The organism is Streptomyces sp. NBC_01363, from assembly GCF_026340595.1.
Lineage (GTDB): Bacteria > Actinomycetota > Actinomycetes > Streptomycetales > Streptomycetaceae > Streptomyces.
The window spans coordinates 1,119,704-1,143,997 of record NZ_JAPEPF010000001.1; the positions used below are offsets into that span (position 1 = coordinate 1,119,704).

The 24,294-nt window shown below is 69.6% G+C and carries 25 protein-coding genes and 2 pseudogenes; 16 read left to right on the plus strand and 11 right to left on the minus strand.

Features of this window, described 5'->3' with window-relative positions:
• Positions 1-221: 221 nt before the first annotated feature.
• The 4 genes from OG611_RS05250 (at position 222) to OG611_RS05265 (ending at position 6,284) form a co-directional block, all read left to right on the plus strand.
• The gene (locus OG611_RS05250; protein ID WP_266416012.1) at positions 222-3,368 is read left to right on the plus strand and encodes a hypothetical protein; all 3,147 of its coding nucleotides are present in this window, start codon (positions 222-224) and stop codon (positions 3,366-3,368) included.
• A 39-nt stretch (positions 3,369-3,407) separates the two neighbouring features.
• Positions 3,408-4,214, plus strand: a complete 807-nt coding sequence (locus tag OG611_RS05255) for a hypothetical protein (RefSeq protein WP_266416015.1) — start codon at positions 3,408-3,410, stop codon at positions 4,212-4,214.
• Positions 4,215-4,287: 73 nt separating this feature from the next.
• Positions 4,288-4,971, plus strand: a complete 684-nt coding sequence (locus OG611_RS05260) for a hypothetical protein (RefSeq protein WP_266416018.1) — start codon at positions 4,288-4,290, stop codon at positions 4,969-4,971.
• Positions 4,972-5,051: 80 nt separating this feature from the next.
• A complete protein-coding gene (locus tag OG611_RS05265) occupies positions 5,052-6,284 on the plus strand; it encodes a Cmx/CmrA family chloramphenicol efflux MFS transporter (protein ID WP_266416021.1) in 1,233 nt (410 codons plus the stop codon).
• A gap of 7 nt (positions 6,285-6,291) precedes the next feature.
• On the opposite strand, the gene OG611_RS05270 is transcribed toward OG611_RS05265, so the two are convergent.
• Entirely contained in the window at positions 6,292-6,564 is a 273-nt protein-coding gene (locus tag OG611_RS05270; RefSeq protein WP_266416024.1) for a DUF4031 domain-containing protein, read from the minus strand.
• Positions 6,561-6,929, minus strand: coding sequence for a hypothetical protein (locus tag OG611_RS05275; protein ID WP_266416026.1), 369 nt, complete (start codon positions 6,927-6,929; stop codon positions 6,561-6,563). The genes OG611_RS05270 and OG611_RS05275 overlap by 4 nt, the downstream gene beginning before the upstream one ends.
• A 138-nt stretch (positions 6,930-7,067) precedes the next feature.
• Between OG611_RS05275 and OG611_RS05280 the strand changes: the two genes are divergently transcribed.
• From OG611_RS05280 to OG611_RS05290, 3 genes are all read left to right on the plus strand, one after another.
• A complete protein-coding gene (locus OG611_RS05280; RefSeq protein WP_266416029.1) occupies positions 7,068-7,985 on the plus strand; it encodes a MurR/RpiR family transcriptional regulator in 918 nt (305 codons plus the stop codon).
• An 87-nt stretch (positions 7,986-8,072) separates the two neighbouring features.
• On the plus strand, positions 8,073-9,038 hold the full coding sequence (gene murQ / locus OG611_RS05285; protein WP_266416031.1) for an N-acetylmuramic acid 6-phosphate etherase: 966 nt from the start codon (positions 8,073-8,075) through the stop codon (positions 9,036-9,038).
• A 48-nt stretch (positions 9,039-9,086) separates the two neighbouring features.
• Positions 9,087-10,643, plus strand: a complete 1,557-nt coding sequence (locus OG611_RS05290; protein WP_266416033.1) for a PTS transporter subunit EIIC — start codon at positions 9,087-9,089, stop codon at positions 10,641-10,643.
• A 66-nt stretch (positions 10,644-10,709) separates the two neighbouring features.
• Here the strand turns inward: OG611_RS05290 and OG611_RS05295 are convergent, their stop codons facing one another.
• Positions 10,710-11,315, minus strand: coding sequence for a Uma2 family endonuclease (locus tag OG611_RS05295; RefSeq protein ID WP_266416035.1), 606 nt, complete (start codon positions 11,313-11,315; stop codon positions 10,710-10,712).
• A gap of 128 nt (positions 11,316-11,443) precedes the next feature.
• On the opposite strand from OG611_RS05295, the gene OG611_RS05300 reads away from it, so the two are divergent.
• Together OG611_RS05300 and OG611_RS05305 are read left to right on the plus strand one after the other, a co-directional pair.
• A complete protein-coding gene (locus OG611_RS05300) occupies positions 11,444-12,118 on the plus strand; it encodes a response regulator transcription factor (protein ID WP_266416037.1) in 675 nt (224 codons plus the stop codon).
• A 6-nt stretch (positions 12,119-12,124) separates the two neighbouring features.
• Positions 12,125-13,498 carry an ATP-binding protein gene (locus tag OG611_RS05305; RefSeq protein ID WP_266416039.1) on the plus strand — a complete coding sequence of 458 codons (1,374 nt, stop codon included), beginning with the start codon at positions 12,125-12,127 and terminating at the stop codon, positions 13,496-13,498.
• Here the strand turns inward: OG611_RS05305 and OG611_RS05310 are convergent.
• Positions 13,479-14,312 (minus strand): hypothetical protein, encoded by an 834-nt coding sequence (locus OG611_RS05310; RefSeq protein ID WP_266425553.1) that lies wholly within the window; start codon positions 14,310-14,312, stop codon positions 13,479-13,481. The two genes, OG611_RS05305 and OG611_RS05310, sit on opposite strands and share 20 nt — an antisense overlap.
• A 98-nt stretch (positions 14,313-14,410) precedes the next feature.
• Between OG611_RS05310 and OG611_RS40605 the strand changes: the two are divergent.
• Positions 14,411-14,536: pseudogene (locus tag OG611_RS40605) on the plus strand (calmodulin-binding protein); the annotation flags it as partial.
• A 133-nt stretch (positions 14,537-14,669) separates the two neighbouring features.
• Here the strand turns inward: OG611_RS40605 and OG611_RS05315 are convergent.
• Both OG611_RS05315 and OG611_RS05320 read right to left on the minus strand, forming a co-directional pair.
• Positions 14,670-14,903: a hypothetical protein gene (locus OG611_RS05315; protein WP_266416041.1), complete on the minus strand. Its 234-nt coding sequence runs from the start codon at positions 14,901-14,903 to the stop codon at positions 14,670-14,672.
• Entirely contained in the window at positions 14,893-15,141 is a 249-nt protein-coding gene (locus OG611_RS05320; protein WP_266416043.1) for a hypothetical protein, read from the minus strand. The genes OG611_RS05315 and OG611_RS05320 overlap by 11 nt, the downstream gene beginning before the upstream one ends.
• A 114-nt stretch (positions 15,142-15,255) precedes the next feature.
• Between OG611_RS05320 and OG611_RS05325 the strand changes: the two are divergent.
• A pseudogene (locus OG611_RS05325) lies at positions 15,256-16,098 on the plus strand (Scr1 family TA system antitoxin-like transcriptional regulator).
• On the plus strand, positions 16,079-16,345 hold the full coding sequence (locus OG611_RS05330; protein ID WP_266416045.1) for a DUF397 domain-containing protein: 267 nt from the start codon (positions 16,079-16,081) through the stop codon (positions 16,343-16,345). The pseudogene OG611_RS05325 and the gene OG611_RS05330 overlap by 20 nt, the downstream one beginning before the upstream one ends.
• On the opposite strand, the gene OG611_RS05335 is transcribed toward OG611_RS05330, so the two are convergent.
• Entirely contained in the window at positions 16,332-16,688 is a 357-nt protein-coding gene (locus OG611_RS05335) for a transcriptional regulator (protein WP_266416047.1), read from the minus strand. The two genes, OG611_RS05330 and OG611_RS05335, sit on opposite strands and share 14 nt — an antisense overlap.
• A complete protein-coding gene (locus OG611_RS05340) occupies positions 16,685-17,200 on the minus strand; it encodes a hypothetical protein (RefSeq protein ID WP_266416049.1) in 516 nt (171 codons plus the stop codon). Before OG611_RS05340 ends, OG611_RS05335 begins: the two co-directional genes overlap by 4 nt.
• A gap of 251 nt (positions 17,201-17,451) precedes the next feature.
• Here OG611_RS05340 and OG611_RS05345 point away from each other — a divergent pair, with 251 nt between their 5' ends.
• Positions 17,452-19,062: an adenosine deaminase gene (locus OG611_RS05345; RefSeq protein WP_266416052.1), complete on the plus strand. Its 1,611-nt coding sequence runs from the start codon at positions 17,452-17,454 to the stop codon at positions 19,060-19,062.
• A gap of 395 nt (positions 19,063-19,457) precedes the next feature.
• Here the strand turns inward: OG611_RS05345 and OG611_RS05350 are convergent, their stop codons facing one another.
• Positions 19,458-20,042, minus strand: coding sequence for a TetR/AcrR family transcriptional regulator (locus OG611_RS05350; protein ID WP_266416054.1), 585 nt, complete (start codon positions 20,040-20,042; stop codon positions 19,458-19,460).
• Between the two features lie 112 nt (positions 20,043-20,154).
• Between OG611_RS05350 and OG611_RS05355 the strand changes: the two genes are divergently transcribed.
• Complete coding sequence (locus tag OG611_RS05355) at positions 20,155-21,345, plus strand: cytochrome P450 (protein ID WP_266416056.1); 1,191 nt, start codon at positions 20,155-20,157, stop codon at positions 21,343-21,345.
• 5 nt (positions 21,346-21,350) lie between these two features.
• On the plus strand, positions 21,351-21,569 hold the full coding sequence (locus OG611_RS05360) for a ferredoxin (RefSeq protein WP_266416058.1): 219 nt from the start codon (positions 21,351-21,353) through the stop codon (positions 21,567-21,569).
• 104 nt (positions 21,570-21,673) lie between these two features.
• Here OG611_RS05360 and OG611_RS05365 read toward each other — a convergent pair whose 3' ends face one another.
• Both OG611_RS05365 and OG611_RS05370 read right to left on the minus strand, forming a co-directional pair.
• Positions 21,674-22,318, minus strand: a complete 645-nt coding sequence (locus OG611_RS05365; protein ID WP_266416060.1) for a hypothetical protein — start codon at positions 22,316-22,318, stop codon at positions 21,674-21,676.
• 141 nt (positions 22,319-22,459) lie between these two features.
• Positions 22,460-22,924 carry an RICIN domain-containing protein gene (locus tag OG611_RS05370; protein WP_266416062.1) on the minus strand — a complete coding sequence of 155 codons (465 nt, stop codon included), beginning with the start codon at positions 22,922-22,924 and terminating at the stop codon, positions 22,460-22,462.
• 520 nt (positions 22,925-23,444) lie between these two features.
• Between OG611_RS05370 and OG611_RS05375 the strand changes: the two genes are divergently transcribed.
• Entirely contained in the window at positions 23,445-24,269 is an 825-nt protein-coding gene (locus OG611_RS05375; protein WP_266425556.1) for a hypothetical protein, read from the plus strand.
• Positions 24,270-24,294 lie beyond the last annotated feature (25 nt).

Below are 24,294 nucleotides of genomic sequence, written 5' to 3' on the forward strand. Positions count from 1 at the left end.
TCGGGCAGTCCTCGTTGCCCGGGCCTCCACACCGGCGCCCGCGCTTCCGGCCGTTCTCGCCCCCACACTTGCCACATGGTGGCGGCACTCGGCCAAATCGATGATGACCGCTCGTACCCCGAGTACTAGGGCACGACGCGGTGAAGGACTCTCCCAGCAATGCCTCCGGGGCCGGCCGTGGAGGTATCCCCCGTCACGAGAACGTGACAGTCACGCCCGAAGTGTCACGTTCCCAAACGCCCCCATCCCACCGCCCGCCGGCCGACCGCCCGGCCCCCGACCCCCGCAGCCTGCAACACCTGCAACGCGCGGCGGGCAACAGGGCCGTCTCCCGCCTGGTCGCCCAGCGCTACACGGCCCCGGTGAAACCGTCCCCCGCCCAGGCCCCCGGCTTCCGCAAGGTCAAGGCGGACGTGGCGGCCAAGAAGGTCCGCCTGGCCGCACACGCCCCCGCCGCCGCCGAGTCGAAGTCGGCGCAGGACGCGGCCGTCGCACCCCTCGACGACAAAGAGGCCCAGGGCAAGGCGGCGAACGCGGAGAAGATGAACGCCGCGAAGCCCGGCGAGTTCAACAAGCAGGCGTTCATCGACGCGGTGAACAAGGCCATCGACGCGCAGGCCCCGAAGAACCTCGACCAGGCGGACAAGTTCTCCAAGTCCGGCAAGGCCGATCAGATCAAGGGCGAGGTCGACGGCAAGGTCAAGGACGGCAAGGACTCCTCCGCCAAGGACATCGACACGGCCACCAAGGCCCCACCGGACACCTCGGCGGCCAAGGACAAACCCGTCACCCCGATGACCCCCGACCAACCACCCGCCAACCCCGGCGCCCCGTCCGCCGCAGACGCCGTCCCCGCCCAACAGCCCGCCTCCGTCACGGACTTCTCCCAGGGCCCGGCCGCCAACGACCAGACAATGGCGGACGCCGAGGTCACCGAGGACCAGCTCGCCAGGGGCAACGAACCGGAATTCGACCAGGCCCTCTCCGCGAAGAAGACCGCAGAAACGGACTCCGCGAAGGCCCCCGCGAAGGGGAAGGCGGCCGAGGCCCAACAACTCTCGACCGCGAAGGCGGGGGCGGCGGCCTCCGGCGCCCAGGCCATGAACGCCCTGACCACGACCAGGACTTCGGCGGGCAAACAGGTCGACGGCGGCAAGGGCGAGACGAAGTCGAAGGACGAGAAGAAACGCGCCGAGGTAACGGCCAAGCTCCAGAAGGTCTACGACACGACGAAGAAGGACGTCGAGGGAACCCTCTCCGACCTGGACAAGAAGGTCGACACCGCGTTCACCCAGGGCGAGAAGGCGGCGAGGGACGCCTTCACCGCCGACCACAAGCGCCGGATGAAGAAGTACAAGGACAAGCGCTACTCAGGAATGCTCGGCCCGGCGAAGTGGGCCAAGGACAAGCTGACGGGCATGCCGAAGGAGGCCAACGACCTCTTCCAGGAAGCCCGCAAGCTCTACGTGGCGAAGATGCAGACCGTCATCTCCTCGGTCGCCGACATCATCGGCGCCGAACTCGGCAAGGCGAAGGCCCGCATCGCGAAGGGCCGCACCGAACTCAAGACCGAGGTCGACAAACTCCCCGCCGACCTCCGCCAGTTCGGCGAGGACGCGGCGAAGGACTTCGCGGGGAAGTTCGACGACCTCGAAACCACCGTCAACGAGAAGTCCGAACAGCTCGTCCAGGACCTCGCGCAGAAGTACACCGCCGCACTGAACAAGGTCGACGAGGAGATCAAGAAACTCCAGGAAGCCAACAAGGGCCTGATCGACAAGGCGAAGGACGCGATCGTCGGCGTCATCAAGACGATCAACGAACTGAAGAACCTCCTCCTCGGCATCCTCGCCAAGGCCGCCTCCGCCATCATGAAGATCATCAAGGACCCCATCGGGTTCCTCGGCAACCTCGTCCGCGCGGTCAGCGCCGGACTCAACCTCTTCGTCACCAACATCGCCGAACACCTCAAGACCGGCGTCGTGTCCTGGCTGCTGGGCACCGCCGTCAAGGCCGGCCTCGAACTCCCCCAGAAGTTCGACCTCAAGGGCATCATCCAGCTCATCGGCTCCCTCCTCGGCCTGACCTGGGCCAACATCCGCGCCCGCATCACCCGCAAAGGCATCCCCGACCAGGCCCTCACCGCCGTCGAACAGTCCGTCCCCGTCGCCAAGAAACTCGCCACCGAAGGCCCCGCAGGCGCCGTCAAGGAAATCGAAACGGAGGCCGGCGACCTCAAGGCCACCATCCTCGAAAAACTCACCAGCTACCTGATCCCCACCGTCATCATCGCCGGGATCACCTGGATCATCTCCCTCCTCAACCCCGCCTCCGCCTTCGTCCGCGCGGTCAAGGGAATCATCGACATCGTCACGTTCATCGTGAACCAGGGCGCCCAGATCGTCGAATTCGTCAACGCCGTCCTCGACGCCGTCATCGCCATCGCCAACGGCGGCTCGGCAGGCGTCCCAAAAATGGTCGAAACCGCCCTCGCCGCCAGCGTCCCCCTCCTCATCGGCTTCCTCGCCTCACTCCTCGGCATCGGCAACCTGGCCAACAAAGTCAAATCCGTCTTCCACGCCGTCGCCAAACCCGTCAACCGCGCCATCGACAAAATTGTCAACTTCATCGCCAAGAAGGGCAAAGCCCTCTGGAACAAACTCAAGGAGAAGGGTAAGGCAAAAGACGATCCACTCACCCTCGAGGAGAAACAGACCCGCTTGCGCAAGGCTGTCCACGCAGCCGTCAGCCAGGTAAATAAAATGCCTGGCGAAACCGCAGAGAAACGCGACATAGGCCCCGTACTGGATTCCATTCGGGTGAAGTATGGCCTGACTCGCCTCTACGCGGTGCTCGAAAAGGCAAAATGGGTAATCGTTGGAGAAATCAACCCCAAGAAAAGGGAGATCTCCAACAAGAAGTCCAAAAAGAAGAACAAGAACTCGGATGCCCTCATGCAGCTCGCCGAGGACCACAAGGGAAAATGCAAGGCGGTGGCAATACTCCGCACAGCCGGTGGTGGAACGCACAAAGGCACCAGCACGCAGCAGCGTCCGGCGTCATCCATCCACCCGGAGGCGCTCAAGGAGATACGGCGATTACGCCCGAGTCACCATCTGGGGTGCGCTGAAATAGAGTGCATCAGCGAAGCCTACAAAGAAAAGGAGAGGAAAGAAAAGGAGCGAGCAGAACATAACAGGCGTAACAGGATATATGAAACAGTGAGCGAAGAAGAGAGCAATCCAGCTCGGAACGGTTCCATGGAGGCGGCCAAGGCAGAAATGGACAACTATGGAGATCCTTATATGCCCTGCGATTTCTGCGCACCTCTGCTTTCCACCATGGGCATAAGCGTCAGCAATCGCTAATTGTCGATCACGGCCAGGCGAAACCAATGGAGCATTCGAGTGAGATTGCAGAAGTTGATCAAGAGGTTGCGTAAATCCGATCGACAGACCGCTCTTTCGGCATTGAGTGCACTTGAAGAAGGAATCAGTCCACAAGGCGCCGCCTTTACCGAGGAAGCTGTCACAGCAATCCCCATGCTGTTTGATGCCGCCACACGCTCGGAAACAAGGATTCGGTCCGAGATCTTGAATTATCTGGGAAGCGCTTACGCGGACACGCTGGGGACCTGGCGTTTTCGATGGGACGAGGATCCGGACACGCGCCATCACTTCACTGAGATGGTTTCGTGGGAGCAGGCGATCTCAGAGAGCTACTGGAGTTGCGCACCTTCGGTCGTACCCCTCCTGGGAGCCGAGCATGACGAAGCAGTACGAGGATCGGCCGTCTTTCTGCTCTCACGGATCAAGGAATCAGGCCCGGAGTTGATGCCGACTCTGCAGCGTGTGTACGACGAACAGGTGGGTGAGCCATTGCGGATCGACATCATCGAAGGAATCGCGAACCTGACCTTCACGCAACGGCCTGTCCGTGTGTCCGACCTGCAATGGCTCCATGAGAAACTGAATGATTCCTCGCCGGCCATCCGATTGGGGGCGGCGTTGAGCCTCATGGCGAGGGAAGGGCAGGTAGAAGGAGCAGGGCACGAGGATGATGGCCGCAGTCCTTTGAAACGGATCGCCCTCGATGCCCGAGCCGAGGGGGAAAGCGCGTTGCGGCAAACCGCCTGGCTGGCGAAGAAGTCGACCGAATGGGCCCTGGAACGCACAGTCGATCAGAACGCGGATTCCGGTGGCACGAGTTTCTGATGGGAAACGGTGTCGGGCGGGAGGCGCCCGGAGTTGCCGGAAGCCGGCCGGTCCCGGGCTATAGGGTCATCGCATGAGCGACAGTTCGTGTGCGGGCGGTGCCCACGGGGCCGACGGCGCCGATGACTCCCTCCGCGAGCGCTGGCAGGAAGCGCTCATCCGCGCCCGGGGCGGGGCTCCCGGGCCCGATCCGGCGCCGTACGCCGCCAACCTGCTGGCGCGGTGGGCCGAGCCGCAACGGCGGTACCACACCACCGCGCACCTGGTCGCGGTGCTCGATCACATCGACACGCTCGCCGGGTACGCGGCCGACCCGGACGCGGTACGCCTCGCCGCCTGGTTCCACGACGCGGTGTACCGGCCCGACCGGTCCGAGAACGAGGAGCGCAGCGCGGCGCTCGCCGAGCGCGCCCTCCCGGAGGCCGGGGTGCCGGACGGTGTCACGGCCGAGGTGGCCCGTCTGGTGCGGCTCACCATCACCCACGACCCGGCGGACGGCGACACCGACGGCGAGGTGCTCTGCGACGCGGATCTGGCCATTCTCGCGGCGGCCCCGAGGGAGTACGCGGCGTACGCGGCGCAGGTGCGCGAGGAGTACGGCTTCGTTCCCGACGACGCGTTCCGGGAGGGGCGGGCGACGGTGCTGAGCCAGCTGCTCGGGCTGCCGCGGCTCTTCCGTACGCCGTACGGGGCGGAGCACTGGGAGTCGCGGGCGCGGCAGAACCTGCGGACCGAATTGCAGCTGCTCAGCCACTGACCTGCGGCGGCGGGGGAATGCCGGGGCCGTGATCGCTGTTGGCAGCTGTCATGCCCGACTCTGCCGCTAGCCGCTCCCGCATGCCCCTGGCCGTATACATCCTGGGTCTCTCGGTCTTCGCCCTGGGAACCAGCGAATTCATGCTCTCCGGGCTGTTGCCGCCCATCGCCGACGACATGAACGTGTCGATCCCCCGTGCCGGGCTTCTCATATCCGCCTTCGCGATCGGCATGGTGATCGGCGCCCCGCTGCTCGCCGTGGCCACGCTCCGGCTGCCGCGCCGCACCACGCTGATCGCCCTGATCTCCGTCTTCGGCCTCGGCCAGGTCGCGGGCGCGCTGGCCCCGACGTACGAGGTGCTCTTCGCGTCCCGGGTGGTGAGCGCGTTCGCCTGTGCCGGGTTCTGGGCGGTGGGGGCGGCGGTCGCCATCGCGATGGTGCCGGTGAACTCGCGGGCCCGTGCGATGGCCGTGATGATCGGCGGTCTGTCGATCGCCAATGTGCTGGGCGTGCCCCTGGGCGCCTTCCTCGGTGAGAACCTCGGCTGGCGGTCGGCGTTCTGGGCCGTGGGCGCGGCGTCCGCCGTGGCTCTGGTCGGGGTGACGACGCTGATTCCGCGTATTCCGCTGCCGGAGCAGAAGCCGCGGCTCAAGCAGGAGATGAGCATCTACCGGGACCGGCAGGTGTGGCTGTCGATCGTGATCACGGCGCTCGCCGCCGGCGGTGTCTTCTGCGCGTTCAGCTATCTGGCCCCGCTGCTGACGGAGGTCGCCGGGCTGGACTCGGGCTGGGTGCCGACGGTGCTCGCGCTCTTCGGGATCGGTGCGCTGGTCGGTACGACGATCGGCGGCCGGGTCGCGGACGCGCATCTCTTCGGGGTGCTGATGAGCGGTATCGCGGCCTCGACGGTCTTCCTGGTCGCGCTGGCCCTGTTCGCGTCGAACCAGGTCGCGGCAATCGGGCTCTCGTTCCTGCTGGGCCTGTCGGCGTTCTACACGGCCCCGGCGCTGAACGCCCGGATGTTCAACGTCGCGGGCGCCGCCCCGACGCTGGCCGGCGCGACGACGACGGCCGCGTTCAACCTCGGCAACACGGGCGGCCCCTGGCTGGGCGGCACGGTGATCGACGCCGACTTCGGTTTCGCGGCGACCGCGTGGGCCGGGGCGGCGATGACGGTGCTGGCGCTGGTGGCCGTGGTGTTCTCGCTGCGGCTCCAGCGCAGCCGCGGCTCGTCGTCCCGGCTGGTGACGGGCGCCCCTGCCGCCGCGTCGCGGGACGCGGCGGAGGTGTGCGCGCCCTCGACGACCGCCTGAGCGCGGATCAGCCCGGTGCGGGCCGCCCCTTGGGCCGCCGCAGTCCCGCCTCCGTGATCCGGCGGACGAGCTCCTTCGAGCCGATCTGCCGGGCCCCGGCCCGCACCGCGTCCTCGTACCGTGTTTCCGGTACGTCGTAGTGATCCCGCTCGAACGCGCGCGGCGGGCAGCCGATGGACGCCGCGAAGGCGTGCAGCTCCTCGAAGGACACATCGCTGACCAGGTGCGACCAGAGTCGCCCGTGTCCCGGCCACTGCGGCGGGTCGATGTAGACGGTCACCGCCGCAGTATCCCGCTCAGCGAACCGACCGGTGCCACGGCCACCGCGGCCTTGGTGCACACCCAGTGCGGGTCCGGGCCCAGTTCGGGTTCGACGTCCAGGGCGTGCGGGTCGCCCGCGTCGCAGACCGGGCAGAGCGGCCATCGCCCGTACCGTTCGAGCAGGGCGTCCTGTACGTCCTGGGCGACGAGCCCGACCACGAACGCGGCGCCGTCGGGCCACTGCTCGACCCACCAGCGGCGGTTGGTCACCGCGTCCTCGACCAGCGAGACGATCCCGGCCTCGGCGACGTCACCCGCGGCAAGATCGGCCATGACCAGCGCGCGGGCCGTGTGCAACGCCTGTTCCAGGGGGTTCATCTCCATGGGCCCATTGTCACCCCGCCCGCGAACCCGCCTCGCGCGCCCGCCGCTCCCGTTTCCGCGCTGTCGGCGGCAGCGACCGAAGAGGCAGGGACCAAAGGGGGGGTTGACGGGCAACCCGATTGAAAATATCTTTCAAAGGTGACCCGTGACCTGAAGGAAAGTTTCAGCGCTGACTCCCCGCCCGCCCCGGCGGCCCTCGCGGCCAAGGTGCGCACGCTCGCGCCCTCCATGACCCGTTCCATGCAACGCGTCGCCGAGGCCGTCGCCGGTGACCCGGCCGGCTGCGCAGCCCTCACGGTCACCGGTCTCGCCGAGCTCACCGGCACCAGCGAGGCGACCGTGGTCCGCACGGCCCGCCTCCTCGGCTACCCCGGCTACCGCGATCTGCGTCTGGCCCTCGCCGGGCTCGCCGCGCACCAGCAGTCCGGCCGGGCTCCCTCCGTCACCGCCGACATAGCGGTCGACGACCCGATCGCCGACGTGGTCGCCAAGCTGGCCTACGACGAGCAGCAGACCCTCGCCGACACCGCCGCGGGGCTCGACACCGTCCAGCTCGGTGCCGCCGTGGCCGCCGCCGCCACCGCCCGACGGATCGACATCTACGGCGTGGGCGCCTCCTCCCTCGTCGGCCAGGACCTCGCGCAGAAGCTGGCCCGGATCGGCCTGATCGCGCACTCCCACACGGACCCGCACCTCGCGGTGACCAACGCCGTGCAGCTCCGCTCCGGCGATGTGGCCATCGCGATCACGCACTCCGGCTCCACGGTCGACGTCATCGAGCCGCTGCGGGTCGCCTTCGACCGCGGCGCGACGACGATCGCGATCACCGGCCGCCCCGACGGCCCCGTCACGCAGTACGCCGACCACGTACTGACCACGTCCACCGCCCGGGAGAGCGAGCTGCGGCCCGCCGCCATGTCGAGCCGCACGAGCCAACTGCTCGTCGTGGACTGCCTGTTCATAGGCGTCGCACAGCGCACGTACGAGACGGCCGCACCGGCCCTCGCCGCCTCCTACGAGGCGCTGGCCCACCGCCACACCCCACGCCCGCGCTGACCGGCCCGCCCCGCCGGACCAGAGCAGCCGCCACCCGCACCCGCACCCGCTGAACCGTACGAGACCGAGAAAGCAGAGCCGCCCTCCATGACCTCCACCACCGACGCCGACCCCACCGCCGCCGACGGATACGGCGAGCTGCGCGCCCAGCTCGCGACACTCACCACCGAGGCGTTCCGTCCCGAGCTCGCCGAGATCGACCGGCTCGGCACGCTTGAGATCGCCCGCATCATGAACGGCGAGGACCAGTCCGTCCCGACCGCCGTCGGCGCCCGGCTGCCCGAGATAGCCGCCGCCATCGACGGCACCGCGGACCGCATGGCCCGCGGCGGCCGGCTGATCTACGCGGGCGCGGGCACCGCCGGCCGGCTCGGCGTGCTCGACGCCAGCGAGTGCCCGCCCACCTTCAACACCGACCCCTCCGAGGTCGTCGGCCTGATCGCGGGCGGCCCGTCCGCCATGGTCAAGGCCGTCGAAGGCGCCGAGGACAGCAAGGAGCTGGCCGCCGCGGACCTCGACGCCCTGGACCTCACCGCCGACGACACCGTGGTCGGCATCTCCGCCTCCGGCCGCACGCCGTACGCGATCGGCGCCGTCGAGCACGCCCGCAGGAAGGGCGCGCTGACCATCGGGCTCTCCTGCAACGCGGACTCCGCGCTGGGCACCGCGGCGGAGCACGGCATCGAGGTCGTCGTCGGCCCGGAGCTGCTCACCGGCTCCACCCGGCTCAAGGCGGGCACGGCCCAGAAGCTCGTCCTCAACATGCTCTCGACGATCACGATGATCCGGCTCGGCAAGACGTACGGGAATCTGATGGTCGACGTCCGCGCCTCCAACGAGAAGCTGCGCGCCCGCTCCCGCCGGATCGTCTCGCTCGCCACCGGGGCGTCCGACGAGGAGATCGAGGCCGCCCTCGCCGCGACCGACGGCGAGGTGAAGAACGCCATCCTCACCATCCTCGGCCAGGTCGACAACCCCACCGCCGCCACCCTGCTGGCAGCGTCCGACGGCCATCTCCGTGCCGCCCTCGCCGCCGCCCCCCGCACCACCTGACCCACCGGCTCCACCTCCGCACCCCCGCACAGCAAGGCCCCACGCACCATGGCAACAGAAGACAAGAACCGCGCCACCGCCGCCGCGATCCTTCCGCTCGTCGGTGGCGCCGCGAACGTCAGCTCCATCGCCCACTGCATGACCCGGCTCCGGCTGGGCCTGCACGACCGTTCACTCGTCGACGACGAGGCCCTGAAGGCGGTTCCCGCCGTCATGGGTGTGGTCGAGGACGACACGTATCAGATCGTCCTCGGCCCCGGCACCGTCGCCCGGGTCACGCCGGAGTTCGAGCAGCTGGTCGAGGAGGGCAGGACGGCGGACCCCGCACCGGGCGAAGCCGCACCTCCCGACCCGGCCTCCGCCTCCGCCTCCGCCTCCGCGGACGAGCTCGCCGCTCAGGGCGCCGCGATGAAGGCGGCGCGGAAGACGAAGAACGCCACCCCGTTCAAGCTGTTCCTGCGCAGGATCGCGAACATCTTCGTCCCACTGATCCCGGCGCTCATCGGCTGCGGCATCATCGCCGGCCTCAACGGCCTGCTGGTGAACCTGGGCTGGCTGACCTCGGTCACCCCCGCCCTGGCCGCGATGGCGTCCGGCTTCATGGCGCTGATCGCCGTGTTCGTCGGCTACAACACGGCGAAGGAATTCGGCGGTACGCCGATCCTGGGCGGTGCGGTCGCCGCGATCATCGTCTTCCCCGGCGTCGCGAACATCGAGGCGTTCGGCCAGAAGCTCTCCCCCGGACAAGGCGGTGTGCTGGGCGCGCTCGGCGCGGCGGTGCTCGCGGTGTACGTGGAGAAGTGGTGCCGGCGCTGGGTGCCCGAGGCACTGGACGTACTGGTCACCCCGACCCTCACGGTCCTGGTCTCCGGCCTGGTGACGATCTTCGGCCTGATGTACGTGGCCGGTGAGATCTCCACCGCCATCGGTACGTTCGCCGACTGGCTGCTCTCCAACGGCGGCGCGGGCGCGGGCTTCGTGCTCGGCGGTCTCTTCCTGCCCCTGGTGATGCTGGGCCTGCACCAGGCGCTCATCCCGATCCACACCACCCTGATCGAGCAGCAGGGCTACACCGTGCTGCTCCCGATCCTCGCGATGGCGGGCGCCGGCCAGGTCGGCGCGGCCGCCGCGGTCTACTTCCGCCTCCCGCGCAACGAGTCGATCCGCCGCACCATCAAGTCCGCCCTTCCGGCCGGTCTGCTGGGCGTCGGCGAGCCCCTGATCTACGGCGTCAGCCTCCCGCTCGGCCGCCCGTTCGTCACGGCGTGCGTGGGCGGTGCGTTCGGCGGCGGCTTCATCGGCCTGTTCAACCAGCTCGGCGACAAGGTCGGCTCCACGGCCATCGGTCCGTCCGGCTGGGCCCTGTTCCCCCTCCTGGACGGCAACCACGGCCTGGGCACCACGGTCGCGATCTACGCGGGCGGCCTGCTGGTCGGCTACTTCGCCGGGTTCCTCGCGACGTACTTCTTCGGCTTCAGCAAGGACCTGCTGGCGGAGTTCAACGTCTCGCAGGAACCGGCCGAATCCACGGTCGCGGCAACGGGCGGCCCAATGTCCCCGACGGCCGGCCCCGACAGTCCGACGAAGGAACCGGCCGGGGTCTGACCCCGGGCACACGGACATGGATGAGGGCGGCACCCGACACCGGGTGCCGCCCTCGTCCATGTCCGCTCAGACCGGGAACTCATCCGTGAGGAGCGTCGCACCGAACGGCTCCGGCAGGACCAGCGGCTTGCCGAACGGCACCGGATCGGAGTGCTTGTACGTCCCGTCCTCGTTGGGCTCCGTGAACAGGGTGGCCATCGCCCCACGTGTGTCGAACCGGTCGATCAGCAGATACATCGGCACGCCCGCGCGGGCGTAGGCGCGGTACTTCTTCGTCCGGTCGTCCCGGGCGTGGCCCTTCGAGGTGACGTCGACGATGAGCTGTGCTTCCGCCGCGTCCATCGGGTCGTTGACCTCCGGGTCGGCGGCGTCGATGAGCTCCGATGGCATGACTACCAGATCAGGCACGTAGAGCTTGCCGAGCGCGGCTACGTAGATGCCGAGGGTCTGGTAGATCTCCAGCTCTTCGGGCAGATCTCTGTAAAGCCTGCGCTGCGCCTTGGCGGCGATGCCGTTGTGATGCGCATGAGGCGGAGGTACCAAGACGATCCGCGCTTCATCGATCTCGGCGCGCCACCCCTCGGGCACGTCCAGTTCACGCCATGTCCGCAGCAGGTAGTCCCACGGGCGGCCCCCGGATGTCCGGTCGTTCTCGACCATCGCGGCAGTCATCACGAGTCCCTTCTCCTGTGGTCTGTCGAAGGAGCGTAGATCGACGGTTCCGCGGCAGTTTCGCCGTTCCCCTCGGCGTCCCACGATCGTGTGACGCATGCAGTGACCGGCCGCGTAATACTGGCCCGGTGACCGCAGCCCGCATTCTTGTCGTCGAGGACGACCACGGCCTGCGCGACGTCCTGGCCCGTGGCCTGCGCGACGAGGACTTCGACGTCGTGACCGCCGTCGACGGCGCCACCGCCCTGAAGGCGGTCGACGCGTCGGTGCACGCGGTCGTGCTCGATGTGGGGCTGCCGGACTCGGACGGGCGGGATGTGTGCCAGGCGATGCGCGGTGCGGGGTTCACCGTTCCGGTGATCTTCCTCACGGCCCACGGCAATCTCACCGACCGGCTCTCCGGCTTCGCCTCCGGCGGCGACGACTACCTGGTCAAGCCGTTCCACCTCAGCGAGCTCGCGGCCCGCGTCCGCGCCGTCCTGAACCGGGCCGGGCACCGAGGCAGCACCCTCGCCGACAGTGCGGGCGCGATGCGGCTGGACCCGATACGGCACGAGCTGACGGTGCACGGCCACCCCGTGGCCCTGACCCCGACCGAGTTCCGCCTGCTGGCGTGCCTGATGGCCGACCCCGGCTCCGTGGTGCGTCGCCGGACGCTGCTGCGTGCGGGATGGCCGGAAGGGGCGCAGGTCAGCGACAACACCCTGGACCAGTACCTGGCCCGCCTGCGCCGCAAGCTCCGCGAGTCGGACAGCCCCCGGGGCATCGGCACGGTCCGCGGCGTCGGCTACCGCTTCGGCTGAGGCCCCATGAACCGCCACCTCACCCCCCGGACCCTCCGCGGTCGCCTCGCCCTGATGGCCCTCGCCACCGGCGCGCTGTGGATCGGCGTCCTGACCACCGTCTTCAACCTCGCCCTCGACAAGCGGCTGCACGGCCAGGCCGACGACGTCCTGCGCACCCGCGCCGAGGCCGTGGCGGCGACCGTGGACGTACGCCCGGACGGCCGGCTCGTCGTCCGGGAACCGGCCGAGGACCGGGCCCTGGACGCCGGAGTCTGGATCTTCCAGGGCGGCACGGTCATCGAGAAACCCCCCACCGCACCCGCCGGCCTGGAGGCGCAGGCGGCCCGGCTCGCCGGTCGGCGCGAGACCTTCGCCGACACCAAGGGCCCCGGCTCGTGGCGGCTGTACGCCTTCCCCGTCGACACCCCCGCCCGGGAGGGACACCCGCCCGTCCGGGCCGGAACCGTCGTCAGCTCCGTGAACCTCGACCCCTACCGCAGCACGGCGGACACCGCCCTGATCGGTTCGATCGCCCTGGCCGTGCTCCTGCTCGCCACCATCTATCTCCTGACCCGCCTCGTCGTACGACGGGCCCTGCGCCCCGTGACCGCGATGAGCGAGCAGGCCACCCGGTGGAGCGCCGCGGGCGCCCCGGAACGGTTCGGCGCCGAGGGCAGGCCCGCCGAACTCGCCACGTTCGCCACCAGCCTGGACGCGCTGCTGGACCGACTGGCCGCGGTCCTGCGACACGAGCAGCAGCAGGCCGCCGAGCTGTCCCACGAACTGCGCACCCCGCTCGCCAGGATCACCGCCGAAACCGAGTGGCTCACCGGACGTCCGCGCACCGCCGAACAGCAGGAGACCTCCCTGGCGGCCATCGCGGGCGCCGCCGCGACCATGCAGCAGATCTGCGACTCGTTGCTCTCGGAGGTCCGTACCCGCAACACGCACACCCCCGGCCGCTCCCGCTTCCCCGACATCGCGCACCGCCTGGCACAGCGCTACGCGGCCCAGTTTCCCGACGCCCCACCCCTGACCGTCACGGCGGACGGCACCCAGGACGTGGCCATCGGCGTCTCGGAGGACGTCGCCGAACGCATCCTCACACCGCTCCTGGACAACGCCCGCCGCTACGCGACCCGGTCGGTCGCCCTCACCTGCGCACCGGGCGCGGGCGAGGTCACGCTGTACGTGTCCGACGACGGCCCCGGCGTCCCGCCGGACTTCGTCGCCTCGCTCTTCGAACCCGGCCGCCGTGCCCACCCCGAGGACGGACACGACGGCGCGGGACTCGGTCTGGCCCTGGCCCGCCGACTGGCCAGGGCCGCGGGTGGCGACATCACGCTGGACGCCACCGCCCCCGGCGCACGCTTCGTCGTCACCCTTCCGACGGGCTGAGCTTCCGCGCGCCGGACGCCTCCAGGGGGTCGTCCTCCACCACATCGCGCCGGGTCCGGGTCAGGAAGACGACGAGGCCGAGGATGACGACGAGGAACAGGATGCTGGTGCCCACCGTGCCCAGTCCGAGACCGCCGTCCGCCGTGGGCTGCGACAGGTAGTCGCCCAGCGAGGCACCGAGCGGCCGGGTCAGGACGTACGCGATCCAGAACGACCACACCGCGTTGAAGTCGAGCGTGCGGTGAGCGAGGGCGACGGCCGCGATCAGCGCCGCGAACACGATCGCGGAGAGCCAGTACCCCAGGTTCAGTTTCTCCGCCGTCAGGTCGCCGGCGGACGTGCCCAGGGCGAACGTGAACAGGATCGCCAGCCAGTAGAACGCCTCGCGCCGCGTCGTCCGGATCGAGTGGATCGACAGCGTCCGCTCGCTCGCGTACCAGGCGAAGAACGTGACGGCGAGCGCCACCGCGAACACCACGGTCGTGGTCTGGAGCGGGACGCCGAGGTTGTCGGTCAGGTTGTCGCTGATCAGCGTGCCGACCACGCTGATCAGGACCACGGACAGCCAGTACAGCCCCGGTACGTAGGAACGTGCCCGGAACTGGAAGACCAGGGTGACGACCAGCAGCGCACTCATCAGGTACGAGGTGTTGGTCAGCCCCATGCCGAGATTGTCATTGAGCAGATCGGCCGCGGTCTCGCCCACGGTGGTGCACAGCACCTTGATCACCCAGAAGTAGAGGGTCACTTCCGGGACCTTGTTCAGCATCTGCCGCGCCCGCGTGCGCCCGCCGGGCGCGTAGGTGTCCGTCATGTCGGTTGTCATGGAACGGCACGCTGGCAGGGGCTCCCTGAAATTTTCCTGACTGCGCTCGGCCGGCTCCGGGCCGGAGCCTCCACTACGGCTCCACGACGATCGGCTTCTTCGACTGCGCCATCGAGGTCTGCGACGCGACCATCCCGTACGTCGAGGACCACCTCGACGAGGCCGGCGGCCCCTTCCTGCCCGGCCTCGTCCACTGCCCCTGGACTTCGAAAGCCCGTGTGCGAAGTCCCTGCTCCGTAAACAGCATCGACCGGACCTCATCGACCCGATCGAAGGGCGGCACCCGACCAGGGCGTCGCCCTTCCGTGCGTCCTCCGCCAGGTCACACCCGGCGTCCCGACACCGTCACGGCAGCCTCCCCTCCCTGTTGACTTCCCGGACCCGGGCCCGCAGCACCTCCCCCAGTGGAGCCGGACGCACCGACTCCGGCGGACATTCCCACTCCGCCCCACCCCCCGGCGCCCGCAGTTGTACGTACGGTCCGACGTTCCCCATCACGCGCCCCACCCGCCCGTCCCTGGTGTCCACCGCGAACGACCCCGGCTCCGGCTCGCACGGCTCACGGCCCTCACCCGTCATGGCCCGCCTGTCCCTGCGCCTCCAGCACCACGCTCAGCCGCAGCACCGTGTCGAGGTTGCACCGGCCGAGGTCGACCAGCGGCGACACCGGGTCGCTCCCCGCACACGACACCGGGTCGATCCGCAACGACGGCAACGTGATCCCGACCCCCGAGAAACCCTCCTTCAGCCGCGCCACCGCATCCTCCGCTGCCCGCACTCTGCACTCCGTCACCCTGCGCCGTTCCTTGATCGTCATGACCCATTCCTTTCCACGCTGAGTAATGACAATGCATACCCAGCGTGTCCAACGCGCCGTTAGCCTGGAAGAGGCGCAGAACCAACAACCGCACATGTGTCACAGGGAGTTGTCATGCCGGGTCCCAAGAGACTCGATCCCTCCTCCTCGCCACGCGCCCTGCTCGGTGCCGAACTCCGCCACCGGAGGGAGTGCGCGGGCCTCTCGCGGGAGGAGTTGGGGCTCCCGCTGTTCGTGAGCGGTTCCTTCATCGGACAATTGGAGTCCGGTACGCGCCGGATGCAGCTGGACCAGGCCCAGAAGCTGGACGAGATCCTGGGGGCGGACGGGTTCTTCGTCCGCAACTGCGCCGCCCTGAAGAAGTCGAAGTACCCGGACCACTTCGCGGAAGCGGCCGATGCGGAGGCGGTCGCGAAGGCGATCAGGGAGTACGCGCCCCTACTGATCCCTGGCCTGTTGCAGACGGAGGCGTACGCGAGGGCAGTGTTCCGCGCGTACCAGCCGACCGCGCCGGAGGAGGAGATCGACGACCTGGTGGCGGCGCGGCTGGAGCGTGGTCAGCTCCTCACCCATCCAACAACGCCGCAGTTGTGAACGGTTCTGGACGAGGCGGTGCTGCGACGAGCCGTAGGCGGCTTCGCGGTGATGGCAGAGGCGCTGCGACACCTGACGTCATTGATGCGCCAGCACCGGGTCATCGTGCAGGTGCTGCCGTTCAGCGAGGGAGCGCACGCCGCCATGGGCGGCGGTCTGAAGTTGATGTCGTTCCCCGACGCACCCCCGCTGGCCTATCTGGACGGCCTCGGGTCGGGCCAACTGCTTGACGATCCGGCTCCTGTCGCCCGCTACGCACTGACCTACGATCTGCTCGCGGCCAGCGCGTTGTCACCGGAATTGTCCCTGGCCCTTGTCGAGTCGGTGGCGGAGGATTACGCCCATGAAGATCAGCAGTTCTGACTACGACCTGTCCGCAGCCGCCTGGCACAAGTCCTCCTGCAGTGGCGGCGAGGGCGGCAACTGCCTCGAAGTCGCGACCTGGCGGAAGTCCATGTACAGCGACGGCAGCGGCGGCAACTGCCTCGAAGTCGGCGACGGCCACCCCGGCATCGTCCCCGTGCGGGACTCCAAGGTGACCGAGGGCCCGACGCTCGTGTTCCGGGCCGCCGCCTGGACGTCTTTCGTCGCGGACCTCAAGAACGCCTAGCCTCCGCGTCCGCGCCTACGTCCGCGCCCGCTCGCCGGGCCGTGGCAGCGATGCCCTGGAGCGCCGCGACATGCAGGGCCAGGGCCTGCTGCCCGGCAGGGGTGAGCGAGAGCCAGGTACGGGGGCGCTTGCCGACGTAACCCTTGCGGATGGCGAGGTATCCGATCCCCTCCAGGGCAGAGGCGATCTTGCTGAGCATCGAGTCGGACACCTGGCAGCTACTGCGCACGGTGGCGAACTCGGCCTCGTCGCACGCCGAGAGGAAGGCGACGACCGCCAGCCGGGTGGGGTGGTTGATCGCCGCGTCGATCGCAGGCCCGTCCGGCGTGGCGGCGGCGGTCATCCGGCCACCTGGAGCTTCTGCCTGATCGACGCGTTCCGCGCGACGAACACCACCCAGACGCCCAGCCCCAGGACCACGAACATCGCGACCTTGCCGACCGCCTGATCAGCCCCGAACTGGCGGCACAGCCCGTACGCCGCACCGCCCGCGGCGAGAAGGACCAGGAGCGGGACCCCGACCCGGCGCAGACGCGCGGACCAGGGCAGCGTCACCCTCACTCCCGAGCTGCGCCTGACGACGTTGACGAGCACCAGCAGCACGCCCAGGCCCGCAAAGGCGATCAGCAGGGACAGGAGCACCGCCCAGCCACCCCGCCCCCGGGCCCATGCATCGACGAGGGCGGGAACGATCAGGGCCGCGCCCGCCGCGGGGCCGTACCAGGCGGGAGTCAACCCGGCCGTGAGACGGGCCCGCTCCCTGGCCGTGTCTATGCCTTGCAGAGCCTCGGCCGCGAAGTCGGCGGACACGGCTGTGTCACCCGGACGGGCGGGGGTGTTCTCCTGCGGTGCCATCGTGCTCTCCCGGGCCTGCTCATCACTGCCTGAACTGCCTACCCCCTCATCCTGGCATCTACTTTCCAGGGAGGAAAGTACTTTCCTCCCAGTGGGACACGGTCGCTCCAACTACCCCACGGCACAGGGCGTTTGGCACACACCCCGGGGAACGGGGAAAGAAGGGCGCGAATCGCTCGATTGGGTGGAGGTTTCAGGCCATACATGCGATTTGGGTGAAGAATGGTCTCTTCGAACGCGATCATTCGGCGGTGATCTCAACATTTCGGACGGCACACCGTCCCAAGTCGCTGCGCACGGCCGGGTTCGGCGCGCTCGCCGTACTGACTCTGCTTCCGGCGATCCCGGCCGCCGCCGCCCCCGCGAAGGAGCCGGCGCCCCGGCCAACCGCTCAGGCGCTGCCCCGTGTCGTCACCCCTGCCGAGGCCAGGACCACCGCGCACCTCGCCTCGTTGCAGGGCAGGCCGGCGAAGCTGAAGGCCTTCTTCAAGGCGCTGCCCAAGGGAGGCGACCTCCACAACCACCTGTCGGGGGCGGTCACCACCGAGTACCTGATCAAGCTCGCGGGCGAGAACGGGCTGTGCATCGACGCGACGGACACGGCCGTGGCGCCGCCGTGCGGGCCGGGCACGAGGCCCGCGATCGACGCGCAGCACGACGCCGCGTTCCGGCAGCGGATCGTGCGGGCCTGGTCCATGCAGGACTTCCCGGCCGACCAGTCCGGGCACGACCACTTCTTCGACACGTTCGGCAAGTTCGGGCTGGCCACCGCGTACACCCGCGGCAAGATGCTCGCCAATGTGGCCAACACCGTGGTCGAGCAAAACCAGTTCTACCTGGAGACCCTGGTCACCCCGGCGTCGGACAGCAGCAAGAAGCTCGCCGACAAGGTGGGCTACGACGCCGACCTGGCCGCCCTCCACCGCAAGCTCGTGGCGGGCGGTCAGCTCGACCGGGTGGTGGACGAGGCGGTCCAGGAGGCCGACGACACCGACGTGCAGTTCCGGGCGGCAGCGCACTGCGACACCGCCCGCCCCGCCCCGGGCTGCAGGCTCCCCGTCAGGTGGATCTCCCAGGTGTCCCGGGGCAGTTCCCCGGTGCGGGTGTTCACGCAGATGGCGGTCGGCATGCGGCTGGCGGAGCGCGACCCGAGGTTCGTCGCGGTCAACCTCGTACAGCCCGAGGACGGCGAGAGCGCGCTGGCCAACTACAGCCTCCAGATGCGGATGCTGAAGTACCTGCGCGGCCAGTACCCGGACTCCCACCTCACCCTGCACGCCGGTGAGCTGGCCCCCGGCCTGGTCAAGCCCGAGGACCTGACCTTCCACATCCGCGAAGCCGTACTCGTCGCCGGGGCCGAGCGCATCGGCCACGGCGTGGACCTGGTCCACGAGGACGACTGGCGGCAGCTGGCCCGGACGATGGCTCGGCGCAAGGTGGCCGTCGAGGTGCCGTTCTCCAGCAACAAGCAGATCCTCGGCATCGCGGGCGACGACCACCCGTTCAACGCCTACCGCCGCTACGGTGTCCCGATCGTGCTGGCCACCGACGACCCGGGCGTCTCCCGTATCGACATCAGCCACGAGTACCAGTACGCGGCCAAGACGTACGGCCTCAGCTACGTCGAGCTGAAGGACCTGGCCCGCGCCTCGCTGGAGTACGCGTTCCGCAACGGCCGCAGCCTGTGGGCCACCGGTTCCGCCCCGTCCGGCTACCGCCCGGCCTCCGCCTGCCTGGGCAACCGTCCGGGCACCGAGCACCCGAGCACGCGCTGCGCCCGCTACCTCGCCGCCAACCCGAAGGCGGCGACCGAGTGGCGTCAGGAGACGGCCTTCGCCGACTTCGAACACAACAACCGCTGAGAGCAGGACGACCGCCGAGGCGCGACAACCGCTGTGCCGGGCCCGGGGCTCAAGTCCCGGGCCCGACGCTCGGGCCCCTGGCCCGGACGTGCGCCGCGACCCCGATCCCGCGATCTCGCTCGCCGAGGGGTGGGTTCCGGAGCGGCCCGACAAGGGCCTGACCGGCCGCCGGGCGACGGCGGCGGGCCGGGGTGCGGAGCGGACCCGATGGCCGGTACGGACCATGATCGCCCGGGGGTACGGGCTGGCCACCGTCTACTGCGGCGACCTCGCCCCGGATCACCCCGTACGACTGGGGCCGCTACCTGGACTTCGCCGACCGCCACCTGCTCACGCCCCGGGCCGGGCGGACGACACCGTAGCGCCGAAACCTCGTCTCCCCCGAGCGCCCTCCCCTACTGCGGTGGGGACCAGAGATGGCTGAGCGTGCCGAGCACAAGGCGGCAGACCTCGTCCGGCTCGGCGCCGGCCAGGGGTTCCCGCGCGACGACCGTCCGCATCAGGCCGATCCCCAGCAGCCAGGCCATGGCGAGATCCGCGCGCAGCGCACCGTCCGGGGCACTGGAGAGCCCGGCCAGCGCGCTCTGGTACTCCTCCCCCAGCTCCCGCAAGGTTCCGGCCGCCTCGTCGCCCCGCCCGACCGACCGCAGATAGACCTCCAGGGAACGGTCCTCCGCCCCCTCCGCGCTATGGGTCAGCATCGAGCGCAGGGCAGTCTCGAAAAGCTCCTCGGGCGGCGTCGCCTGCAACTGCTCCAGCCCGCCCAGCGCGACGACCTCCGTCAGCAAACCCCGTTTCGAGCCGAAATACCGGAACAGCAGGGCCTGATTGACCCCGGCGCGCGCCGCGATGCTCCGGACCGTCGCCCCCTCGTAGCCCCGCTCCGCGAACAGGTCGCGGGCCGCCTCCAGCAACCGGCGACGGGTGGCCGCGGCGTCCCTGCGGCGCTCTTCGGACGGCGGTGCGGAACCGGGTTCCATGGTGGCATTCCTCTCGGACGGCCCGTCAGGATAACGGCCATAAAGCGTTGTTGACTGCTCCCGAGGGCCGCTCCTACCGTTGTAAGCAGCTGCTTACATCCGGGAGGCCGCAGTGACCACAGCAGATGTCGCACCCCTCTCCTACCCCTTCAACACCCCCGACGGACTCCAGCTCGCCGATGCCTACGAGGGCGTCCGTGACCGGGCGGGCCTCTTACAGGTCCAGATGCCGTACGGCGAACCGGCCTGGCTCGTCACCCGTTACGCCGACGCCCGGCTGGTCCTCGGCGACCAGCGCTTCAGCCGGGCCGCGGCCGCCTCGCACGACGAGCCCCGGCAGTCCGAGGGGCAGCGCAACGGCGGCATCCTCGGCATGGACCCGCCCGACCACACCCGGCTGCGCTCCCTGGTCGCCAAGGCGTTCACCGTCCGCCAGGTCGAGAAGCTGCGCCCCCAGGTCCGGGAACTGACCGCCGGCCTCCTCGACGAGCTGGAAACCGCCGGGCCACCCGCCGACCTGGTCGACCTGTTCGCGCTGCCGCTGCCGGTCGCCGTGATCTGCCGCATGCTGGGCGTCCCCACCGAGGACCGGCCGCGCTTCCGTGTGTGGAGCGACGACGCACTGTCGACCAGCTCGCTCACCGCCGAGGAGTTCGACGCAAGTCGGGAGGAACTGCGCGCCTACATGGCCGGGTTGATCGACCAGCACCGCCGGTCGCCGCAGGACGACCTGATGACGGCGCTCATCGAGGCCCGCGACGGCGGCGACCGGCTCTCGGAGCTCGAACTCATCGATCTGTGCGTGGGCATCCTGGTCGCGGGACACGAGACCACCGCGTCCCAGATCCCCAACTTCGTCCTCACCCTCCTCGACCACCCGGACCAGCTGGCCAGGCTCAGGGCCGAGCCCGAGCTCGTCCCGAACGCGGTGGAGGAGCTGCTCCGCTTCGTGCCCCTGGGCAGCGGCGCCGGCCAACCCCGTTACGCCACCGAGGACATCGAGGTCGGCGGAACCCTCGTCCGCTCGGGCAGCCCGGTCCTGGTCGCCGTCGGCGCCGCCAACCGCGACGCGCTGCGGTTCGCCGCCCCGGGCGTGCTCGACATCGCCCGCGAGGGCAACCAGCACCTCGGATTCGGCCACGGGGTCCACCACTGCCTGGGCGCCCCGCTGGCCCGGCTGGAACTCCAGGAGGCGCTGTCCGCCCTCATCACCCGCTTCCCGGAACTGCGCCTGGCCGGCGACGTGACCTGGAAGTCCGAGATGCTGGTGCGCGGCCCGCGCGTCATGCCGGTGGAGTGGTGACCGCCATGACCTGGAACGTACGCGTCGACCCCCAGCTCTGCCAGGGATCGGGCATGTGCGCCGGGACCGTCCCCGAGGTGTTCGCCCTGGACGGTGAGCACGCCCGCGCGCGGGCCGACGGGATCGAGCCGGACGAACGGGTCCTGGACGCCGCCGACATCTGCCCGGCCCTGGCGATCACCGTGCACGACGGAACCACGGTCATCGGCCCCCGCCGGGACTGACCTGCCCCGCCCCACTCTGCCCGGTGTGCCGGAACAAGGAGAGGCAGTTCCTGCCTTTCCCCGCACACCGGGCCCCCCGAACCACGCGGGCCCCGGACCACGGATCAGTCCCGCCGGATCAGCTCGGGATTCACCCGCCGCCCCACCAACGGCAACGCCCCGACCGCCGCGACCACCACCACACCCAACGCCGAGAACAACAACAGCGGAACGCCCTCCCCGTCCCAGAACACCGCGCCGCCCCCGGTGATCAGATGGCTGGACTCGGTGAGCTTCCCCGTCACCAGCGCAAGCAGCAGCCCCACCACCAGCGGCAACACCACCTGAGCACACTGCACCGCACGCAGCGTCCGAGGGCGCGCGCCGAGCAGGGAGAGAGCGGTGACCTGAGCTCTGCGTTCGACGGCCCGGTCGGTCACGGACACCAGATAGGCCGCGACACCGATCACCAGCCCCAACACCATCCCGGCTCCGAGCAGCGCCTTGACGACCGCGATCTGCTGCATGCCCTCGACGTTGGTACCCACCAGATCGACACGGACGGTGGGCGCGATCCCTCCGATACCGTCGAGCACCTCGCGCACGACCGCCGGATCCGGGCTGCTTGTCAGGAGGAGTGTGGAACTGTCCGGCCGGGCGCCCTTCGGCAGCATCGACGGGGGCACCAAAATATCCGAGTCCACGGTTGCTTGATTACAGATCGTAGTCAGAGCGATCCTGCCGAAACCATTACTCTCCGTGATGTTCACCGCATCGAGTGGTCCCGAGGTGCGGTCGGCACAGCGCCGCGCCCTCTCACGCGCCGGACCTCCGCCAGGCGCAACGCCCGACAGAAACGTGACCGGGCCCGGAGCTCAAGCCCCGGACCCGGTCACGGAATGTGCGGCGGACTAGCCGAGCCGCTGCAGGAACCACTGGGGCCTGCCGTCGGGGAGAATGACCGCACGGTCACCCTCCGTGGTCAGATAGCCGAGCTCGCCCCGGCCGAGGGCGATAGCCACCGGCGCGCCGCCGTCCGGGCCCTGGATCGACCACTCGTCGGGCTGGTTGCCGCACCGGTCCACCCATACCACCGGCGGGTAGATCCGGATCGGCGAGAGCGCGAGGCAGCGGCCTTCGCCGCGCGCCTCGACGATCCGGGCCAGGCCGTTGCCCTGGTTGCGGATCTCCCACACGGTGCCGGGGTTGCACGGCTCGACATGGCCGCCGAGCGGGCCTTCGCCGCCCGCGAGACACTGACCGCTGCGCGCGTCACGGATGAGGTAGGCGCCGTCGTCGGCGGCCTGGGAGGGGGTGGCGAGCGCCAGGACCGCGACGGCGGACGCGGCCAGCGACAGGATGGATCGGATACGCACGGGACTCCTCGTACGAGTTGAGCGGGGGGCGGTTCGGGCCCGATCGGCCCGGCACTCAAGATCACAGGAGCCCGCCGCCCTTTCCTCGATTCCCGCATCGCGCCCCAACAGCTCCACCCCGTCAGCAGCGGCGCATTCGGAGCGCATCCGGCGCATTCGAATTACCACACGCGCCCCCTCCTGCCAGGGACATTCGCCCCGGAGCTCAAGCCGCGAAGTCCGAGCGCTCTTTGCGAGGAATGGGAGGTGGGCCACTTCCCACCCACCCACCCCGAGCGGCGAGTTGACTTTTCGTGACCGACTTGCCACGGACGGTGGCGACGCTCTAGCGTGCCGAATACAGAACGTCGCAGAAACGCAGAACAACGCAAAACGCAGAACGGCCCCTGCCGGTGGTGGAACACCAAACAGGGGCCTGACCACTTCGATCGTCAGGAGCGATCTAATGGCTGACAGCCAGCTTAGTGCCGCCCCGTGCGCACCGCACGTATCCCTGCCCACGCCCCCGGCCCCGCACCCGATGGCCAATCCGGGTTACGGCAAGCGTTCCGCACCCTCGCAACTCCCCCGCACCGAGCGCGATTTCGCGCACCTCCCGCCTCGCGAGGCGTCCATCGCCGCGTACCTCGACCGGCTGCCCGAGGGCGCCGACATCTCCGTGAAGACGCTGGCCAAGGTGCTCCCGTACGGGCAGTGCGCACTGCGGACCGCCCTCAACCGGCTGCGGGACGCCGGGCATCTGCGGCGCGGCAGCGAGTGTGTCGCCAACGACGAGGTGCTGCTCTGGGTGACCCGGACGTTCTTCTCCCGGACCGCCCGGGACGACGAGTGGTGGGCGGCGTTCACCCGGGGCGACGTACCGCCCGAACGGCCCCAACGCCCCACTCGTTCCCGCGCGTTCGCACTTCTCGCCGCGCTGGGCCGTACCGCACCCACGCTCACGCTGTCGGCGGCGGACTGCGCGGCGCTGGAGCCGCAGGTCACCGACTGGTTCGAGCGAGGCGCCACGGAGGCGGAGCTGCTGCACGCCCTCACCGACGGGCTGCCCGCCCCCGTCCACCACCCGGCGGCCCTCGTCCACAGACGGCTCACCGACAAGATGCCACCCGAACGAGTCGCTCCGGCACAACAGCGAACGGTGTTGCGCACCCTCGAATGCAGCGAGTGCCGCTCGCCGGGCAGCACGGAGGCCCTGACCGGCGGCCGGTGCAGGCCATGCCGGGGTGAATCGGTCGCCGTACCCGCCGGGCCCGGCGGAGCCGTACCGGCGGACGGCGTACGCGGCCGGATGAACGACGTACGGGCTGGACTTGCCCGCCGGTCCGTGCGGCCGAAGTCGCGCTGACCCGAGAAGGCGGAAAGCCGGGCCC

Excerpts from the sequence above, each read along its gene's own strand:
- murQ (WP_266416031.1), top strand. The coding sequence starts at position 8,073 with ATGACCTCCACCACCGACGCCGACCCCACCGCCGCCGACGGATACGGC.
- OG611_RS05310 (WP_266425553.1), bottom strand. The coding sequence starts at position 14,312 with ATGACGGACACCTACGCGCCCGGCGGGCGCACGCGGGCGCGGCAGATG.
- OG611_RS05305 (WP_266416039.1), top strand. The coding sequence starts at position 12,125 with ATGAACCGCCACCTCACCCCCCGGACCCTCCGCGGTCGCCTCGCCCTG.
- OG611_RS05330 (WP_266416045.1), top strand. The coding sequence starts at position 16,079 with ATGAAGATCAGCAGTTCTGACTACGACCTGTCCGCAGCCGCCTGGCAC.
- OG611_RS05335 (WP_266416047.1), bottom strand. The coding sequence starts at position 16,688 with ATGACCGCCGCCGCCACGCCGGACGGGCCTGCGATCGACGCGGCGATC.
- OG611_RS05260 (WP_266416018.1), top strand. The coding sequence starts at position 4,288 with ATGAGCGACAGTTCGTGTGCGGGCGGTGCCCACGGGGCCGACGGCGCC.
- OG611_RS05265 (WP_266416021.1), top strand. The coding sequence starts at position 5,052 with ATGCCCCTGGCCGTATACATCCTGGGTCTCTCGGTCTTCGCCCTGGGA.
- OG611_RS05320 (WP_266416043.1), bottom strand. The coding sequence starts at position 15,141 with ATGACGATCAAGGAACGGCGCAGGGTGACGGAGTGCAGAGTGCGGGCA.
- OG611_RS05375 (WP_266425556.1), top strand. The coding sequence starts at position 23,445 with ATGGCCAATCCGGGTTACGGCAAGCGTTCCGCACCCTCGCAACTCCCC.
- OG611_RS05275 (WP_266416026.1), bottom strand. The coding sequence starts at position 6,929 with ATGGAGATGAACCCCCTGGAACAGGCGTTGCACACGGCCCGCGCGCTG.
- OG611_RS05315 (WP_266416041.1), bottom strand. The coding sequence starts at position 14,903 with ATGACGGGTGAGGGCCGTGAGCCGTGCGAGCCGGAGCCGGGGTCGTTC.
- OG611_RS05290 (WP_266416033.1), top strand. The coding sequence starts at position 9,087 with ATGGCAACAGAAGACAAGAACCGCGCCACCGCCGCCGCGATCCTTCCG.
- OG611_RS05295 (WP_266416035.1), bottom strand. The coding sequence starts at position 11,315 with ATGACTGCCGCGATGGTCGAGAACGACCGGACATCCGGGGGCCGCCCG.
- OG611_RS05360 (WP_266416058.1), top strand. The coding sequence starts at position 21,351 with ATGACCTGGAACGTACGCGTCGACCCCCAGCTCTGCCAGGGATCGGGC.
- OG611_RS05350 (WP_266416054.1), bottom strand. The coding sequence starts at position 20,042 with ATGGAACCCGGTTCCGCACCGCCGTCCGAAGAGCGCCGCAGGGACGCC.
- OG611_RS05340 (WP_266416049.1), bottom strand. The coding sequence starts at position 17,200 with ATGGCACCGCAGGAGAACACCCCCGCCCGTCCGGGTGACACAGCCGTG.